Origin of the sequence: Pseudoduganella sp. (assembly GCF_041914865.1) — a bacterium.
Lineage (GTDB): Bacteria > Pseudomonadota > Gammaproteobacteria > Burkholderiales > Burkholderiaceae_D > Rugamonas.
The window spans coordinates 108,307-123,804 of record NZ_JAYSCO010000009.1; the positions used below are offsets into that span (position 1 = coordinate 108,307).

The following is a 15,498-nucleotide window of genomic DNA, read 5'->3' on the forward strand; positions in this document are numbered from 1 at the left end:
TTATTTCTTGCCGCGGCGAGAGACGATCATCGAAGAAGTACGCTTGTTGGAGCGAGTCTTCTTACCCTTGGTCTGCTGGCCCCATGGCGATACTGGGTGACGACCAGCTGCGGTACGGCCTTCACCACCACCGTGCGGGTGGTCGATCGGGTTCATCACCACACCGCGGACGGTTGGGCGAACACCGCGCCAGCGCATCGCACCAGCTTTACCGATCTTACGCAGGCTGTGCTCAGCATTGCCGACTTCGCCGATGGTGGCGCGGCACTCGATGTGCACGCGGCGCACTTCGCCGGAGCGCAGGCGAACCTGGGCGTAGGTACCTTCGCGGGCCATCAGGACCACAACGGCGCCAGCGGTACGGGCCATCTGGGCACCTTTACCTGGCAGCATTTCCACGCAGTGGATGTTGGTGCCGACTGGGATGTTGCGGATTGGCAGGCAGTTACCGGCCTTGATCGGCGCTTCCGAACCGTTCAGCAGGGTGTCGCCGACAGCAACGCCTTTCGGGGCGATGATGTACTTGCGCTCGCCGTCGGCGTAGCACAGCAGGGCGATGTGTGCGGTACGGTTTGGATCGTATTCGATACGTTCCACTTTCGCAGGGATGCCATCCTTGGTGCGCTTGAAGTCCACCACGCGGTAGTGGTGCTTGTGGCCACCGCCGATGTGGCGGGTGGTGATGTGACCGTTGTTGTTACGGCCAGCAGTCTTCGACTTCTTCTCAACCAGGGCGGCGAACGGACGGCCTTTGAACAGGTCGCTGTTCACAACCTTCACCATGCCGCGACGGCCTGGGGAGGTTGGCTTCATCTTAACGAGTGCCATTATTTAGCCTCCTCGGTGAAATTGATTTCCTGGCCTGGCTTCAGGCACACGAAAGCACGCTTGGTGTGGTTGCGGCGACCGATGAAACGGCCGGAACGCTTGACCTTACCTTCGCGGTTCACGGTCTGCACCGATTCCACTTCAACCTTGAACAGCAGTTCAACGGCGGCCTTGATTTCTGGCTTGGTCGCATCCTTGGTAACCAGGAACACGATCTGCTCGTTCTTTTCCGCGACCATGGTGGCCTTTTCGGAAATGACCGGCGCCAGCAGCACCTTCATCAGGCGCTCTTCGCTGTGTTTGATAACTGCGCTCATGCCAGCATCTCCTCAATCTGTGCCAGGGCTGCCTTGGTCACCAGAACCTTCTTGTAGAAGACCAGGGACATTGGGTCAGCGTGACGTGGCTCGACAACCAGCACGTTCGGCAGGTTGCGGGAAGCCAGTTCCAGGTTTTCCTGGATGGTGTCGGTAACGATCAGGACCGAGTCCAGGCCCATGCCGGTCAGCTTTTGCGACAGCAGCTTGGTCTTAGGAGCTTCGATCGACAGGTCTTCGATCACGACCAGGCGCTCTTCGCGAGCCAGCTGGGACAGGATCGAGCAGATACCTGCGCGATACATCTTCTTGTTAACCTTGTGCGAGAAGTTCTCGTCAGGGGTGTTCGGGAAGATGCGACCACCACCGCGCCACAGCGGGGAGGAGGACATACCAGCACGAGCACGGCCGGTGCCTTTTTGGCGCCATGGCTTCTTGGTCGTGTGGTGGACTTCTTCACGGTCTTTTTGCTTGCGGTTGCCCGAGCGTGCGTTAGCAGCGTAAGCAACGACGACTTGGTGGATCAGCGCTTCGTTGTAGTCACGGCCGAAGACGGTGTCAGCGGCGGCTACGTTCGACGCAACTTGACCTTGCGCGTTCAAGAGCTTCAGTTCCATCGATTAAGCTCCCTTCTTTGCTTTGACTTTAACAGCTGGCGATACAACAACCTGGCCGTTTTTCGCGCCTGGTACTGCACCTTTAACCAGCAGCAGCTGGCGGTCAGCGTCGATACGAGCGATTTCCAGGTTCTGGGTGGTGACGGTAACGTCGCCCATGTGACCGGTCATGCGCTTGCCTGGGAAGACTCGGCCTGGATCCTGCGCCATACCGATGGAACCTGGTACGTTGTGCGAACGGGAGTTACCGTGGGTAGCACGGCCAGACGAGAAGTTGTAACGCTTGATGGTACCGGCGTAGCCCTTACCAATCGAAACGCCTTGTACGTCGATCTTTTGACCGACTTCGAACAGGGAAGCGGCGATAACTTCGCCAGCTTTCAGTTCTGCGGCTTTAGCAGCATCAACGCGGAATTCCTTCAGGAAGGAACCAGCTTCAACACCAGCTTTAGCGAAGTGACCGGCAGCAGCTTTAGTCACGCGGGATGCGCGACGCTGACCGAAGACAACCTGAACAGCGGAATAACCATCCACTTCAGGAGTTTTGATTTGCGCAACACGGTTGTTCGACACGTCCAACACGGTGACTGGGATCGAATCCCCGTCATCGGTGAAGATGCGCATCATGCCAACCTTGCGACCGAGGAGGCCAAGGCTCATTTTTTCTCCATTCCCACCTACGATTGGGCGGGGCTTTGTTTAACTACAAAAAAAGATACGGGCCATAAAAAAGACGAACCCATACCGAAGCCGGCTAGTGTACCGACATTTGCCTCTTGACGCAACAGGTTTGTACGAGGTATGTCATATGTTTACGCGGCGCTACGGGGCGCGGTAGGTCAGGGTCGGCTGGCGGCTGCGCAAATCGAGGTGCCACAGGGCCTGCACGGCCCCTTCTTGCATGTAATACAACACCACATCGTCGCCCAGGCCGAGTACCTGCAGGCCCGGCGGGCGGCCATTGCCGGCGTCGTACAGGCGCTGCAGGCCGGGCAGGCGCTTGGCCAGCGCCAGCTGCAGCAGCACCTCTCCCTCGCCGCTGAAGACCAGCAGGGAGCCGTCGTCGGTCCAGCCCAGGTAGCGGTCGGCGCGCGCGTCGTAGCTCAAGGTACGCAGGTCGATATTGGAAAGCGAGCGCACATCGTGCCAGGCCTGGCGCGCCACGCTGAAGCGGTACATGAATCCCTCGCCGCCCAGGGTCACCAGGCTGACCAGGCGGCGCTTGCTGTCGTAGGCCAAGGCCGTGGGCCAGGAGATATCGGGGAAGTTGGCCGGCAGCGCGGCCACTGCGGCCATCCCGGCGGCGCCGCCCTGCCCGTCCGCCTGGCCGGCCTGCAGGTGGCCGTTGGCAATGCGATAACGGCGCTGGCCGTCGCTGGTTTCCGGCGCGGCATAGAACTGCAAGCCCTCCTCCACCGGCCCGGCCAGGGTCCAACGCACGCTCTTGCCGCCGGCGGCCGGCAGCTGGAAGGACAGTTGGCGCGGCGCCGGCTGCACAGCCGGCCCGGCCAGGCTCAGGCCCGGCGCCGGGGCATCGGGCGCGCTGATGCGCACCTCGGCCGGCAGGCTGTAGCTGCCGCGGTAGGCGTCGAAGCGGTCGCGCCCAAAGCTGGCGCGCATTTGCCGCAAGATGTCGACGAATTTGATGTTGTCGCTGCTGTACGCATAGGGCAGCTTCATGCGGTAGCCGGGCGCGGCGCCGCGCCCGGCCACCGTGCTGGGCTTGTAGCCGCCCACGATGACGCCGGCCAGCGTGGTGCCGGGGCGCACGTCCAGCTGCCAGGCGATCTTTTCATAGCTGCTCAATACCAGCAGGACACGCACGCCGGGACGGTCGAGCACCACGCGCACGCCGCCATGCGCCGGCTCGTAGCCGGAAACCAGCACCAGTTCGGCCCCTTGCGCCAGCGCCGCCGGCGGCGCGGCTTCAGTCAGCGGGGTCGCATCGACGGGGACGGCGTTGGCGGCGCGCACTGGCGGACCGAATTGCACGGCGGGTACGCCTGCCCGCACGTCGGACTGGCCATATGCCGCCGGCGCTACTGCCGCCGCCATCGCCGCTGCCGCCGCCAGCGTGCGCGCCAGCCCGGGCCAGGGCCGCGCGCCCCATAGTTCAAAGCCCATTATTGCCTCTGCGAAATTATCAAAATGCAATGTTAGCACTGCGGCCAGCGCCGAGGGGTACACTCGCTTATCCCCATTCCCGGAGACGCCATGCTGTTCCGACTGGGCGCCGATGCCGTACTGCTGCTGCACGCCGCCTTCATCCTGTTCGTGCTGGGCGGCGCCCTGCTGGTGCTGCGCTGGCCGCGTCTGGTGTGGCTGCACCTGCCAGCAGCCGCCTGGGGCGTTGGCATCGAACTGGCGGGCGCCGTCTGCCCCCTCACTTACCTGGAGCTGGCCTTGCGCGAGCGCGCCGGACAGCAAGGCTACGCCGGCGGTTTTGTGGAACACTACCTGCTGCCGCTGGTCTACCCCGCCGGCCTGACGCCCGCCGTGCAGTACGTGCTGGCAGGCGTGGTGCTGGGCGTGAACCTGCTGCTGTATGGCTGGCTGCTGCGCCGGCGCCGCGCCCGGCCTGCTACGCCGCGCGGCTAAGCGCCAGCCGCCCGGCCACCGCCACCTGCTCCGGCAGGCGGGCGTAGGCGCGGAAGATATCGATTTCGCTCCGGCCGAGGCGCGCCTCCAGCACGCGCAGCAGGTCCAGGTAAGGCGCGCTGCCCACCAGGGTGGCGCACGGCAGCGCCAGGCGATACACCGGCGCGCCGCCCTGCCCCGCCACCATCACGTCGCGGTAGGCGCCGACCACCACGCCCGCCAGCCGCGTGCCGGGATGGACGTCGATCTGCCAGTGCACCGCCTCGTAGCTGGCCAGCACCAGCACGATGCTGGCGCCGCAGCGGTCGAGCACCACGCGCACCGGACCGGCCGCGCGCGCGGCCACATAGCCGGACACCACCACCAGCTCGGCGTCCCGCGCCAGCGCCGGCGACAGCAGGCCGCCGGGGATCATGCCGCCTCCGCCGGCAGGTCGCCCAGGCGGTACCAGTCCACCTTGCGCGTCGCCACCATGATGGCCGACAGCACCGCGAACAGCAGGATGGCGCCCATGACCAGCGCATTGCTCTCCGAATTGAGCAGGCCAAACAGCACGCCATACAAACCGCCCAGGGCCACGGCAAAGCCCGCGCCGCGCTTCCAGTCGCGCAGCACGTGCGCCAGGTAGTAGCCGATCAGCGCGATGCAGGCCGCGCTGGCGGCAAGGTAGGCGTACAGGAAGTTGATATGCTCGGACAAGCTGACCAGCAGCAGGAAGAACAGGGCCAGCGCCATTCCCACCAGGGCGTACTGCACCGGGTGGATAGGCAGCCGCTTCAGCACCTCGAACAGGAAGAAGGCGGCAAAGGTCAGCGCCACGAACAGCAAGCCGTACTTGGTGGCGCGGTCGGCCATCGAGTACACGTTCACCGGCTCGATAAAGGTGGTGCGGACGACATCCAGCTGCAGCGCCTGCGCCGCATCGGCGCCGCCGCGCAGCGCCTTGGCCTCGCGCTCGCGCAGCTGCTGCTGGGCGTTGGTGGCCAGCGCCGAAATGCGCCAGCTGGCCTGGAAGCCGGCATCCGTGACGCTGCGCTGCTCGGGCAGGTACTGGCCGCCGAACTGCGGATGCGGCCACGCCGACGTCATGCTGAAGTGGTTGTTCTTGGCCAGCGGCACAAAAGCCTGGCTGCCCAATCCCCCCAGGTTCAGGTTGAAGCTGAAGGCGATCACACCGGGCGCCAGGTCGGCCAGCGGCAGGCGCGCATGCAAGCCTTTCGGCGCCGACGCCAGGCGCGCGCCCTGCTCGAACTCGATGCGTCGCTTGCCCCACGCCAGCTGCGGGAAATCGCGCACGCCGCGCGTGTCTTCCACCGCCAGCGCAATGTACGGCTCGCGCGGCGTGATCTCGGAGCGCTCCACGGTATGCGGCAGGTCGCCCAGCGCCGGCACCACGAAATCGCCGCTGAACTTATGTCCGCCGTTGTAGACCAGGATCTGGTGGATGCCGCGGTAGCGGCGTTCGGTCGCCATGCTGGAGACCACGTCGAGCTGCTGCGGGAAGACCAGGTGCTGCGACAGCTTGCGGTAGCGCTTGGCCGCGCCATCCTCCTGCACCGTGTATTCCTCCTCATACGGCATCACCAGCACCGGCCCGTACACCAGCTGGGTGCCGACCGAATCGGCGGCGATGCTGGCGGCGGCTTCATCGCGGAACTGCATGCGTTCCTGCACGGTGGATTGGATCATGGCCAGCGGCACGCCGAGCAAGAGCATCAGCACGGCGACGGTGAAGGCTTTGATCAGGAGTCTTTTCTGCATTGTTGGCGCTTCCTGTTGTAGTTAAGGTTGCGCCAGTCTAGGCAAGGTTTATGTGCTGCCGATGCGTTCTGTGTGAAGCGGCAGTAGCAGCGCGGCGCGGCAGCCGCCGCCTGGCGCGTTGACGACCTGCGCGCTGCCGCCATGCAGGGCGGCCACTTCGCGCACGAACGGCAGGCCCAGGCCGGTGCTCTTGGCGCCGTCCGGACGCGGCAAGGAATAGAAGCGCTCAAACAGGCGCCCCTCCGCATACTGCGGGATGCCGGGACCGGCATCGGTGACGCTCACTTCCAGCTGCGCGCCCTGGATGCGCGCCGCCAGGCGCAGCGTGCTGCCGCGCGGCGCAAAGCCGATTGCATTGTCGAGCAGGTTGCCCAGGGCCTGGCGCAGCAGCAGCGCATCGCCGCGCACCTGCGGCGTGTCGTCGACTTCAATGTCCAGCTGCAGCGCACGCGCTTCCAGGCGGGCGCGGAAGTCGCCCGCCACGTCCTGCAGCAGGCTGCGCATATCGACCGGCTCGGCTTCGTCGATGCGCTGCTGCTTCTCCACCCGCACCAGGGCCAGCAGCTTGTCGATCAGGTCGCGCTGGCGCGCGTTCTGCGCCTGGATGGTGGCCAGGAATGCGCGCCGCTGCTCGGGCGGCATATCCTCTTCCAGCAATTCGGCCGTGGCCTGGATGGCGGCGATCGGGCTTTTCAGCTCGTGCGTCAGGGTATGCATCAGGGTCTCGACATAGTCCTTGCCTTCCAGCTTGGCGCGCATGGCTTCCAGCGCGTGGCCGAGGGTGCTGATTTCGCTGCTGCCCAGCTTCGGCATGACGGCCTTGCGGCCAGCCTGCACCTCGGCCACGAACACCATCAGCTTGCGCAATGTGCCCATGATGCGCCAGGTCATGGCCACGCCGATCAGCAGCGACAGGCCAAGCAGCAGCGCCGCCCACTCCATCACCTTGCGCTGGCTGCGCTCGATGAAGGCCTTGACGCCCGAGATGGGCTTGGCCACGGTGAGCGCACCGATAATGCGCTCGCCATCGCGCACCGGCGCCGCCACGTACATGACCGTGCTCGATTCGACGTTGGGGACCTCGCGCGTCATGCGCGCGCCGTATTTGCCGCGCAGCGTCAGGTAGACGTCGTTCCAGCGCGAGTAGTCCTGGCCAACCGCCTTGCCGGCACTGTCGAAGCGCACGATGCCGCGCGCGTCGGTGATGTAGATACGGTAGCCGACGCTCTGCTTGGCGACGCCGCCGATCGCGGCATCCAGCGGGCGCTGGGTCGCCGCCTGCAGGCGCGCCAGCATGCCGTCGTCGTAACGGCTATCGCGCACATCGGCGGCCACCACGCCGGCCAGCAGCAGCGCGGTATCGGCCGCCATGTCCTCCATAGTGAAGCGCACGCCGGGGCGCACCTGCTCGACGAAGACGTTCATCAGCAGCCAGGCCGCTACGCCCACGATCAGGAAGTAGCCGAGCAGGATGCGCAGGCCGATTTTCATGCGCTGGGCTGCAGGCTGTAACCCATGCCGCGATGGGTCTGGATCGGGTCGGCGTTTTCGTCGATGGCGCGCAGCTTGGCGCGCAGGGATTTGATGTGGGCGTCCACCGTGCGGTCCAGCGTATCGGGCGCGTCGGTCCAGACGCGGTCCATCAGCTGAGCGCGCGACATCACGTGGCCAGGGTGCTCGACCAGGGTTTTCAGCAGCAGGTATTCATAGCGCGTCAGGTCCAGCGTTTGGCCGGCGAACAGGATGCGCGCCTCCAGTGCACGCAGCTCGAAGCGCGGCACGGCCGACTGGCCTGGCGCCGCGCTTGCCGCGCCCTGACCCGGCCCGAGCCGACGCAGGATCACGCGCACGCGCGCCACCAGCTCGCGCGGCGAGAACGGCTTGGTCACATAGTCGTCAGCGCCGATTTCAAGGCCGACGATACGGTCCACCTCATCGCTGCGCGCAGTCAGGAAGATCACCGGCACCTCGGAGAACTGGCGCAGGCGGCGGCACACGTCAAGGCCGCTGATATCGGGCAGGCCGACGTCCAGGATCACCAGCAGCGGCGCCTGTTCGCGCACCGCAACGAGCGCCTGCTCGCCCAGCGTCACATGCAGCGGCTCGAAGCCCTCCTTGCGCAAGGCAAAGGCGATGCTGTCCGCAATCGCCGCCTCGTCTTCCACGATAAGAATTGTTTTTTCAGCCATGCGCGCGAGTATAGCGCCTGCCGCACGGCGACGGCACCCTATCGGCCCGGCTCCTCGCCATCCGCCGCTTTGGTTGCTGCCTCGGCGGCCTTCTGCTGGCTGGCTTCGAGTTCCTTGACGGCTTCTTGCGCTTTGTCGCGCTGCTCGCCCATGGCCTTGATGTCTTCTGCGGCCTGGTTGGCGGGATTGTCCTTCTTCGAACATGCGCCGAGGGCGGTTGCGATGGCCAACACTGCGATGGTGCTCAGTACTTTCATTCGCTGCTCCTATTTGAGAATGCCGTAAGTGTACTCGCCCGGGGGCAGCATGAACTTCGGCGCCGGCTTGCCCGGCTCCAGCTTTACGATATCTGCGGCTACGGCATCGGCAGGCTGGCCTTTGAGGTGGGCGTAGGCCCAACGGGTCGCACGACCGCGCAAGAGATGTCGCGGTACCACGACTGGCCGCAGGCCAGCCACCGTACTCATCCAGCTTGGGCGGCCGGTGGCGGCATCGACTTCGATTGGCGGATGGACCACCTGCAGGTCGATCGCGCCCGCTCTTTTATAGCCGAATACCTCTGGCTTTCCCTGGGCATCGCGCAGCAAAAATGGCTGGCCGCGCTTCGCTTTCAACAAGGCGTTGGCATAGGCCGGATGCTGCCACGATGGGTCGATCATCGGCATCATTTCGATCTGGTCTATCGTCAAAGGATCCAGGCCTGTGCGGTGCGCCAGTATGCCAGCCATGGAAACGGTCCCTTGCTCGGTTGGCAGCGGACGCTTGCGGATGTGGTCATAGCCCGCATAGATAAAGACTTTGGCATTCGGGTCTTTATCGAAAATGTTTTCGATGATGTTCGTCGCCTGGGCCGTCTCGCGGAAGTTCCATCGTTCGTCCGATGAAGCGTTATCCGGCCCAAAGTCACCATAGTCATATGGCACCAACTGCCAGCCATCGGCTGCCGCCGAGCGTAGGAAATTCGCAAACATGGGATCGTTGGAATAATAACCGGAACTGCGCAGCACCATCCCACGCTCAATGCCCGATGGCGCCAACGTTTCTACCGCCATGTGCGTGAAGCCCAGCTTACGCAACTCCTTTGCCAAGGCCATGCCGAACGCGCGGTGCAAAGATGCGTGGTGCGATTCGTTCAACATGACGATACGGCGCTCACGTGCCGCTGCAAGGATCGCTTGCATGGCATCCTCGGCTTTGGCTGCAGCAGCACGCGCCGCATCATCGGGCTGGCTGATTGGCTTGTTCATCCAAAGCACGCGGAACTGGTCGTGCGCGCTGCGGCCACCTTCGCTATCGCCAAGAAATGTCAAGTAGAGGCCGTACTGCGACCATGCAAATGCAAGTCGGCTCTTCTGCGCTTCGTACTGCTCGCCCTGTGCAGGCAGTCCCTCAAGTTTGGGGCGCGCGTCAGCGATTTTGCCCTCCCATTTGCGCACTTCTGCCGGCACGTCATGTGGCCACCGCAGGGAATTGTCGGCAGACGCGGTGGCGTGCATCGTCACGCCCAGCATCAGGATAGTCATATAGCGCATGTGTTACTCCAGGTAGCTATAAATGTAGTCGCCCGGAGGCAGCATAAAGCGTGGGGCGGGTTTGCCTGCTTCCACTGTTACGACGTCCGCCGGAATGGCATCTTCCGGTTGCCCGGCAGGGCGGGCCGCGACGAGGCGCTTGCCTTCGTTCGGCAACAGGTGGGCCGGCACTTCGCGCGCGGTGAAGCCTGCCAAAGTTTGCAGCCATTGCGGTCGGCCAGTTTGCGGGTCGATGGGGTAGCGCTGGTGTACCACCTGCATATCGACCGCGAAACGGTAGGGGGTGAATACCTGGTACTCGCCGCGTGGGGCGCGCAGCACGAAAGGCCCGCTGCGCTTGGCATGCTCCAGCGCTTTGTCAAAGAGACGGTGTTCAGACTCCGCGCGCGTGTGCGCGATCATGGTGGTCTGGTCGATGGTCAGCGGATCGATGCCGGTCAGGTGCTTGAACTGCGCGCCCATCATGGCGGTACCTGGACCGTGCCCTACGCCGGGCTTCTCGGCAAGGTGCGCGTAGCCTACAAAGATGAACACCTTGGCCTTGGGATCCTTGGCGAAGATGCGTTCCGCCAGCTTGCGCGCTTGCCCGGTTTCGCGGTGCTCGAGACGCCATTCGTGCGGCTGGTCATCGTCCTCTTCGATATGCTCGTACGGCACCAGCTTCCACCCGGTCGCCATGGCATCGCGGATGAAATTGGCGAACACCGGCTCCTGCGTGTAATAGCCAGTATGCGGGCCGACATACTTCTTCTCCAGCGGGTCGTCGGAGAAGGTTTCGCAGGCCAGCCAGGTATAGCCGATCTTGCGCAATTCGCGCGCCAGCTGCATGGCGAAGGCGCGGTGCATGGGCACGTGGTGGGCTTCGTTCAGGATGACCACCTGGCGCTTGCGCGCTTCGGCGACGATGGCCGGGATCGCGTCCTGCGCGCGCGATGCGGCCAGCCGTTCCAGGTCATCCGCGTCGCGCCGCGTGCGCTTGTTATCGTATGCTTCGATTTCATCGAAGGCCGCCATGGCGGCGTCCGAGTCGCCGATGAACGAGGCAAATGTGCCGGCTTGCTGCAGCATGCCGGTGATCGCGGCTTTTGCCTGCTCCGCCTCGTCCGCCTGCCTGGCCAGCGCTTTCAGTTTGCTGCGCTCGGCTGCGATTTTTTCGTCGGTTTCCTGTTTGAAGGAGAGCCATGCCGGCGACGCGGCCATCGCCGTCGCCTGCGTTGCGCCGAACAGGAATGCCACCCCAAGTGCCGCCAACATGCGTTGCGTCATACGCCGCCTATTGCAATTTAGATAATTGTATTATGGCATGCCCAAAATGAAAAAAGCCAGGCATTGCTGCCTGGCTTTTTATCGTGCTACGACTGGAACGACTTAGAAGTCGTAAGCAGCGCTCACGCCCACGGTGCGGAAGCCGGTGGTCGCGAAGGACCAGCCGTCACGCCATTTCACGGCCTGCTCGCGGTCGAATACGTTGTTCACGTACAGGGCCAGGGTCAGGTTCTTCACGCCGGTGTAGCGCAGGTTGTAGTCGGTGATGACTGGTGGCTTCACAACCGAGCACGCTTCCAGGTTCGCTGCGTCAACTTTCTGCGTAGCGCAGTAGTTTGGCGCGTCGAAGCTGTTGTTGGTGTAGTGGCTGCGGTAAGCAACGGTCACGCCGTGATCCCAGGCGCCAACTTTCAGCGATGGACGCAGTTTCACGTTCCAGCGGCCAGCACCGTAGTCCCAGGTACCGAACTGGTTAGGCTGGTAGCCGTTCAGGCCGACGTTCCAGACTTGGTAGTTCAGCTTGTACTCGCCTTCCAGCTTGATGCGCAGGTCGCCGATACCGTTCAGCTTGATGCGGGTGGTGGCGTCGAAGTCGAAGCCATCAACCTTGGTCTTGCCGCTGTTGACGTATGGACGGTATGCCAGGCCCAGGGAACCCACGGAGAACTTCTGGGTGTTGCCCGGAGCGTACTTGCTGACGATGCTCAGGAACTCAGCATCTTGTGCGGAGCTGTCAACGCGCAGCAGGGCGCCGGCTGGCAGGCTGTCTTCGGCAGCCAGGATGTCGGCTGCGGAACGGGCACCGATTTCGTCCTTACGCTTGATGTTGTAGTAGTCGAGCGAGAACGAGGTGTTCTTGATCGGCTCCCACACCACGCCCACGGTGAAGGTCTTCGAGGTTTCCGGCTTCAGGTCCGGGTTGGAGGACACGAAGGTCGGCAGGCTGCCCTTGCAGTCGTAGTCGCTCAGCTGCTTGGCGCGCAGCTTGTCGGCTGCGGTCGCGCCGGCAGCGCTCTGCACGATCTTGTTCAGCGCGGCAGCGGTTGGGCAGCGTTTCGGGTCAACCGTGTTGCTGCTGAAGGAGCCGCGGCCCAGGCCGTTACCGGATTCCACGATGTTCGGGGCGCGGAAGCCGCCGGATGCGGTGGCGCGGAACAGCAGGCTGTCGGTCGGGGTGAACTTCAGGCCCAGCTTCGGCGACAGGTGGGCGTCGAAGTTGTCGGTCTTGTCGGCACGTACGGCGGCGGTCAGTTCCACACGCTTCACGACTGGCACAACCACTTCACCGAACACAGCGTACTGGTTCACGGTGTCGTTCACTTGCAGGCCGCCGACGCCAACCAGTTCACCGCGCAGCACGTTGTCCGAGCTGGCCATTTCGTAGTGCTGGCGACGGATGTCGGCGCCCACTGCGAAGCTCAGCGGACCTGCTGGCAGCTGCATCGCTTCACCGGTGATGGTGCCGTCGATGAAGGTGGTCTTGGAACGGCCCATGGTGCTGCGCACTGGGAACATGGTGTTCAGCAGTGCTGGATCGTTCTGCTGGCCGAACTTGTAGGTGCCGTTGACGATCGCGTCGGTGTAGCCCTTGGCGCTGGCGTTACGGGTTTCCTTGGTCGCTTCCGAGATCATGTGGCCGGCAGCGGCCTTCCAGTCGTACTTGCCCAGGCTGCCGTTCAGGGTCAGCATGAAGCGCGACTGCTCGGAGTTGGTGCGGTTGAAGTTGAAGCCGTTGCCGGTATCCATCAGGCGAGCGCGGAACTCGACTGGGAAGTTGTACGGGTTCATGGCGTGGCCAACTGGCAGGTATGGGTAGTAGAACGGGCCTACGACCTTGCCGTCCACCGCGTTGTACCAGGTGTTTGGCGATGCCGGGCTGGAGACGTTGAACGGTGCCACCGCGTAGTCGGTCTTGGCGCCAGCCGAGGAGATCTCGAAGTTGGCGTCGATGTCGTTACCGATACGGAAGTGGGTGTTGCTCAGCAGGGCCCAGCGTTCGTTGGTGGTGTTCTGGCCGTCGTACGGCAGCACGTCGAATTTGCAGGCGCCAGCTTCGATCATGTTGGCTGGGCAGCCAGGTGCAGCAACCAGTTCCTTCTTGGTGTCGTAGAAGTCCTTGCCGACGTAGTAGTTGCCGGTTGGCGAGTAGGTGCTCTTGGCATCCCATGCCGCGCCGCCAACGGACTTGCCGTGCCAGTCCGGCACGTGGCGACGCAGGTCGCCTTTGGTCCAGCCGTCGGCCTTGTAGCCTTCCACGCTCAGGTAGGTGTTGAAGCCGTCGGTGTCCACGTCGCCGAAGCCGAAGATGGCGTTGACGTTGCGGGTGCGCTGGTCTTTGAATTTAGGGGCTTGGGTGTAGTTGGTCTTGATGCGCGCGCCGGTGTAGTCCTTGCGCAGGATGATGTTGACCACGCCTGCAATCGCGTCGGAACCGTAGATCGCGGAAGCGCCATCTTTCAGGATCTCGATACGCTCGATCGCTTCGGAAGCAATCGCGTCCAGGTTGGTGAAGTTGTCCTGGCCGCCGTCGGACAGGCCGTACGGGGCGATGCGGCGACCGTTCACCAGGATCAGGGTAGCGACCTTGCCCAGGTTACGCAGCTGCACTGCGGAGGAACCTGGAGCGAAGCTGCCGCTGCTGGTGGTCGCGGAGTTCAGGCTGGTGTCGATCACCGAGGCGGAACGCAGCACGTCCAGCGCGGTGGTGGCGCCGGTGCGTTCGATGTCGCTGCGGCCCAGGACCTGCAGCGAGCCAGCGCTCTCATTGTTGACGCGTTTGATGCTGGAACCCGTGATCTCCACACGTTGCATCTTTGGTGCTTCCTGCGCGAAAGCCGGGGTGGTAAAAGCGACGGCAACAGCTGCGGCGATCACTTTCTTGTTCAGGCATTGTTTACTTTTCAACTACTCACTCCCTAATATTCAACTTATATAAAAAAGTAAAAGTCGCGCATCATACTTCAAAAAATCCAAGTTCGGTTGCTTTTCCCAAATATTTCTTATCATAGTTAAGGTTTTTGCAAAACAATGGAAAGCTTCAATCCGCAAGTGCTTACGCTTTTTTGATTTCGACAATTAACGCTCAGCGCGTCAATAAGTTTGCAAAAGCTTTAAAAAGTGTTTATAGTAGCGTCAGTTAATAACTTTCGCGACACTTCCGACTGGAGAGCCCATGCTGCCGAAACCCGATCATCCTGATTTCCCCGATGCCCTGCGCGCCGCCCGCGAGGCCAAGAACCTCAGCTTCGCCAAATTTGCCGAAAAACTGGGTATCCACCAGGTAATGCCGCCGCGCTACGAGCGTCGCGATCACGCCGACCACTGCAAACCAAGGCTGGATACGTGGGAGAGGATGAATGAGGTACTGTTTGGCGAAGAGGCTAACGTTTCCAAACGTCCTGCGACCGCACTGGGTGAACTGGTCAGTGCAATCGAAAATCCAACGCTGGTACGCACCCAGCCGGTCACCATTCCGCTGCTAAGCCTGGCGCATGTCGCGGTGCTGCAGCAAATGACGGGCAAAGGCGAGAACTGGCTGCTCACCAACCTGATCAAGGCCGGCCTCGATCAGCTGCTCGACAGCTTCGACGCGCGCAAACGGGGCGAATTCGATCACAAAGTGAATGCCGAGCTGGAAAAGCTGCTGCTTGACAGCGGCGGGACGCCCCGGGAGACTGAGACCGCAGGCGAGGATATGGTGCCGGGCGAGCGCGGATAAAACAAAAGGCCGGCCCGCGCATGCGGAACCGGCCTTTCTTTTGGCGGATGGCGCAAGCGCCATCCACGCAAATTCGATTACTGCAGTTTGATTTCGACGTCCACGCCAGCTGGCAGGTCCAGCTTCATCAGGGCGTCAACGGTCTTGTCGGTTGGATCCACGATGTCCATCAGGCGCTGGTGGGTGCGGATTTCGAACTGGTCACGGGAAGTCTTGTTCACGTGCGGGGAACGCAGCACGTCGTAACGCTGGATACGGGTTGGCAGAGGAACTGGGCCTTTTACCACGGCGCCGGTGCGCTTGGCGGTGTCAACGATTTCCAGGGCGGACTGGTCGATCAGCTTGTAGTCGAAAGCCTTCAGGCGGATGCGGATCTTTTGGTTTGGAGCGGACATGCTTATTCCTTAAAGAACGAACCGGCAACAGTATGTTTCCGGCAATGTAAGTAAATACTACGACGGGCCGACATGATAGCACATGCCGGCCCGTTTATTTCAGATCAGCTGACTAAAAATTAGTCGATGATCTTGGCAACCACGCCCGCGCCAACGGTACGGCCGCCTTCGCGGATTGCGAAGCGCAGACCTTCTTCCATAGCGATCGGGGAGATCAGCTTAACGGTGATGGAGACGTTGTCGCCTGGCATAACCATTTCTTTGTCCGCTGGCAGCT

16 protein-coding genes and 1 pseudogene are annotated in these 15,498 nt (G+C 62.8%); 2 read left to right on the forward strand and 15 right to left on the reverse strand.

Annotation, left to right across the window (positions count from 1 at the left end; all coding sequences use genetic code 11):
* From rplB to ACE3TQ_RS06885, 5 genes are all read right to left on the reverse strand, one after another.
* Positions 1-828: a 50S ribosomal protein L2 gene (gene rplB / locus ACE3TQ_RS06865; protein ID WP_374581247.1), complete on the reverse strand. Its 828-nt coding sequence runs from the start codon at positions 826-828 to the stop codon at positions 1-3.
* Positions 828-1,145 (reverse strand): 50S ribosomal protein L23, encoded by a 318-nt coding sequence (gene rplW, locus ACE3TQ_RS06870; RefSeq protein WP_130315952.1) that lies wholly within the window; start codon positions 1,143-1,145, stop codon positions 828-830. Before rplW ends, rplB begins: the two co-directional genes overlap by 1 nt.
* Positions 1,142-1,762: a 50S ribosomal protein L4 gene (gene rplD, locus ACE3TQ_RS06875; RefSeq protein ID WP_374581249.1), complete on the reverse strand. Its 621-nt coding sequence runs from the start codon at positions 1,760-1,762 to the stop codon at positions 1,142-1,144. Before rplD ends, rplW begins: the two co-directional genes overlap by 4 nt.
* 3 nt (positions 1,763-1,765) lie before the next feature.
* Complete coding sequence (gene rplC / locus ACE3TQ_RS06880; protein WP_374581250.1) at positions 1,766-2,422, reverse strand: 50S ribosomal protein L3; 657 nt, start codon at positions 2,420-2,422, stop codon at positions 1,766-1,768.
* Between the two features lie 162 nt (positions 2,423-2,584).
* Positions 2,585-3,886: a hypothetical protein gene (locus ACE3TQ_RS06885; protein WP_374581253.1), complete on the reverse strand. Its 1,302-nt coding sequence runs from the start codon at positions 3,884-3,886 to the stop codon at positions 2,585-2,587.
* 90 nt (positions 3,887-3,976) lie between these two features.
* Here ACE3TQ_RS06885 and ACE3TQ_RS06890 point away from each other — a divergent pair, with 90 nt between their 5' ends.
* Positions 3,977-4,360, forward strand: coding sequence for a DUF2784 domain-containing protein (locus ACE3TQ_RS06890; RefSeq protein ID WP_374581255.1), 384 nt, complete (start codon positions 3,977-3,979; stop codon positions 4,358-4,360).
* Here the strand turns inward: ACE3TQ_RS06890 and ACE3TQ_RS06895 are convergent.
* The 8 genes from ACE3TQ_RS06895 to ACE3TQ_RS06930 form a co-directional block, all read right to left on the reverse strand.
* The gene (locus ACE3TQ_RS06895) at positions 4,344-4,775 is read right to left on the reverse strand and encodes a hypothetical protein (RefSeq protein WP_374581257.1); all 432 of its coding nucleotides are present in this window, start codon (positions 4,773-4,775) and stop codon (positions 4,344-4,346) included. The two genes, ACE3TQ_RS06890 and ACE3TQ_RS06895, sit on opposite strands and share 17 nt — an antisense overlap.
* Complete coding sequence (gene creD, locus ACE3TQ_RS06900) at positions 4,772-6,121, reverse strand: cell envelope integrity protein CreD (RefSeq protein WP_374581258.1); 1,350 nt, start codon at positions 6,119-6,121, stop codon at positions 4,772-4,774. Before creD ends, ACE3TQ_RS06895 begins: the two co-directional genes overlap by 4 nt.
* Before the next feature lie 48 nt (positions 6,122-6,169).
* Positions 6,170-7,612 carry a two-component system sensor histidine kinase CreC gene (creC, locus tag ACE3TQ_RS06905; RefSeq protein ID WP_374581259.1) on the reverse strand — a complete coding sequence of 481 codons (1,443 nt, stop codon included), beginning with the start codon at positions 7,610-7,612 and terminating at the stop codon, positions 6,170-6,172.
* Entirely contained in the window at positions 7,609-8,310 is a 702-nt protein-coding gene (gene creB / locus ACE3TQ_RS06910; protein WP_374581260.1) for a two-component system response regulator CreB, read from the reverse strand. The genes creC and creB overlap by 4 nt, the downstream gene beginning before the upstream one ends.
* 38 nt (positions 8,311-8,348) lie before the next feature.
* Positions 8,349-8,567, reverse strand: coding sequence for a hypothetical protein (locus ACE3TQ_RS06915; protein ID WP_374581261.1), 219 nt, complete (start codon positions 8,565-8,567; stop codon positions 8,349-8,351).
* 9 nt (positions 8,568-8,576) lie between these two features.
* On the reverse strand, positions 8,577-9,842 hold the full coding sequence (locus ACE3TQ_RS06920; protein WP_374581264.1) for a hypothetical protein: 1,266 nt from the start codon (positions 9,840-9,842) through the stop codon (positions 8,577-8,579).
* A gap of 3 nt (positions 9,843-9,845) precedes the next feature.
* Complete coding sequence (locus tag ACE3TQ_RS06925; protein WP_374581265.1) at positions 9,846-11,108, reverse strand: hypothetical protein; 1,263 nt, start codon at positions 11,106-11,108, stop codon at positions 9,846-9,848.
* A 102-nt stretch (positions 11,109-11,210) separates the two neighbouring features.
* A complete protein-coding gene (locus ACE3TQ_RS06930; protein WP_374581266.1) occupies positions 11,211-14,012 on the reverse strand; it encodes a TonB-dependent receptor plug domain-containing protein in 2,802 nt (933 codons plus the stop codon).
* 268 nt (positions 14,013-14,280) lie between these two features.
* Between ACE3TQ_RS06930 and ACE3TQ_RS06935 the strand changes: the two genes are divergently transcribed.
* Positions 14,281-14,826 (forward strand): multiprotein-bridging factor 1 family protein, encoded by a 546-nt coding sequence (locus tag ACE3TQ_RS06935; protein WP_374581268.1) that lies wholly within the window; start codon positions 14,281-14,283, stop codon positions 14,824-14,826.
* Positions 14,827-14,903: 77 nt separating this feature from the next.
* On the opposite strand, the gene rpsJ is transcribed toward ACE3TQ_RS06935, so the two are convergent.
* Together rpsJ and tuf are read right to left on the reverse strand one after the other, a co-directional pair.
* Positions 14,904-15,221 (reverse strand): 30S ribosomal protein S10, encoded by a 318-nt coding sequence (gene rpsJ / locus ACE3TQ_RS06940; protein WP_028101676.1) that lies wholly within the window; start codon positions 15,219-15,221, stop codon positions 14,904-14,906.
* A 119-nt stretch (positions 15,222-15,340) separates the two neighbouring features.
* Positions 15,341-15,498, reverse strand: a pseudogene (gene tuf, locus ACE3TQ_RS06945) (elongation factor Tu); the annotation flags it as partial.

Coding starts and splice junctions, on each gene's coding strand:
- rplB (WP_374581247.1), bottom strand. CDS start 828: ATGGCACTCGTTAAGATGAAGCCAACCTCCCCAGGCCGTCGCGGCATG.
- creD (WP_374581258.1), bottom strand. CDS start 6,121: ATGCAGAAAAGACTCCTGATCAAAGCCTTCACCGTCGCCGTGCTGATG.
- ACE3TQ_RS06935 (WP_374581268.1), top strand. CDS start 14,281: ATGCTGCCGAAACCCGATCATCCTGATTTCCCCGATGCCCTGCGCGCC.
- ACE3TQ_RS06925 (WP_374581265.1), bottom strand. CDS start 11,108: ATGACGCAACGCATGTTGGCGGCACTTGGGGTGGCATTCCTGTTCGGC.
- ACE3TQ_RS06885 (WP_374581253.1), bottom strand. CDS start 3,886: ATGGGCTTTGAACTATGGGGCGCGCGGCCCTGGCCCGGGCTGGCGCGC.
- rpsJ (WP_028101676.1), bottom strand. CDS start 15,221: ATGTCCGCTCCAAACCAAAAGATCCGCATCCGCCTGAAGGCTTTCGAC.
- ACE3TQ_RS06895 (WP_374581257.1), bottom strand. CDS start 4,775: ATGATCCCCGGCGGCCTGCTGTCGCCGGCGCTGGCGCGGGACGCCGAG.
- creC (WP_374581259.1), bottom strand. CDS start 7,612: ATGAAAATCGGCCTGCGCATCCTGCTCGGCTACTTCCTGATCGTGGGC.
- rplW (WP_130315952.1), bottom strand. CDS start 1,145: ATGAGCGCAGTTATCAAACACAGCGAAGAGCGCCTGATGAAGGTGCTG.
- rplD (WP_374581249.1), bottom strand. CDS start 1,762: ATGGAACTGAAGCTCTTGAACGCGCAAGGTCAAGTTGCGTCGAACGTA.
- rplC (WP_374581250.1), bottom strand. CDS start 2,422: ATGAGCCTTGGCCTCCTCGGTCGCAAGGTTGGCATGATGCGCATCTTC.
- ACE3TQ_RS06890 (WP_374581255.1), top strand. CDS start 3,977: ATGCTGTTCCGACTGGGCGCCGATGCCGTACTGCTGCTGCACGCCGCC.
- creB (WP_374581260.1), bottom strand. CDS start 8,310: ATGGCTGAAAAAACAATTCTTATCGTGGAAGACGAGGCGGCGATTGCG.
- ACE3TQ_RS06915 (WP_374581261.1), bottom strand. CDS start 8,567: ATGAAAGTACTGAGCACCATCGCAGTGTTGGCCATCGCAACCGCCCTC.
- ACE3TQ_RS06920 (WP_374581264.1), bottom strand. CDS start 9,842: ATGCGCTATATGACTATCCTGATGCTGGGCGTGACGATGCACGCCACC.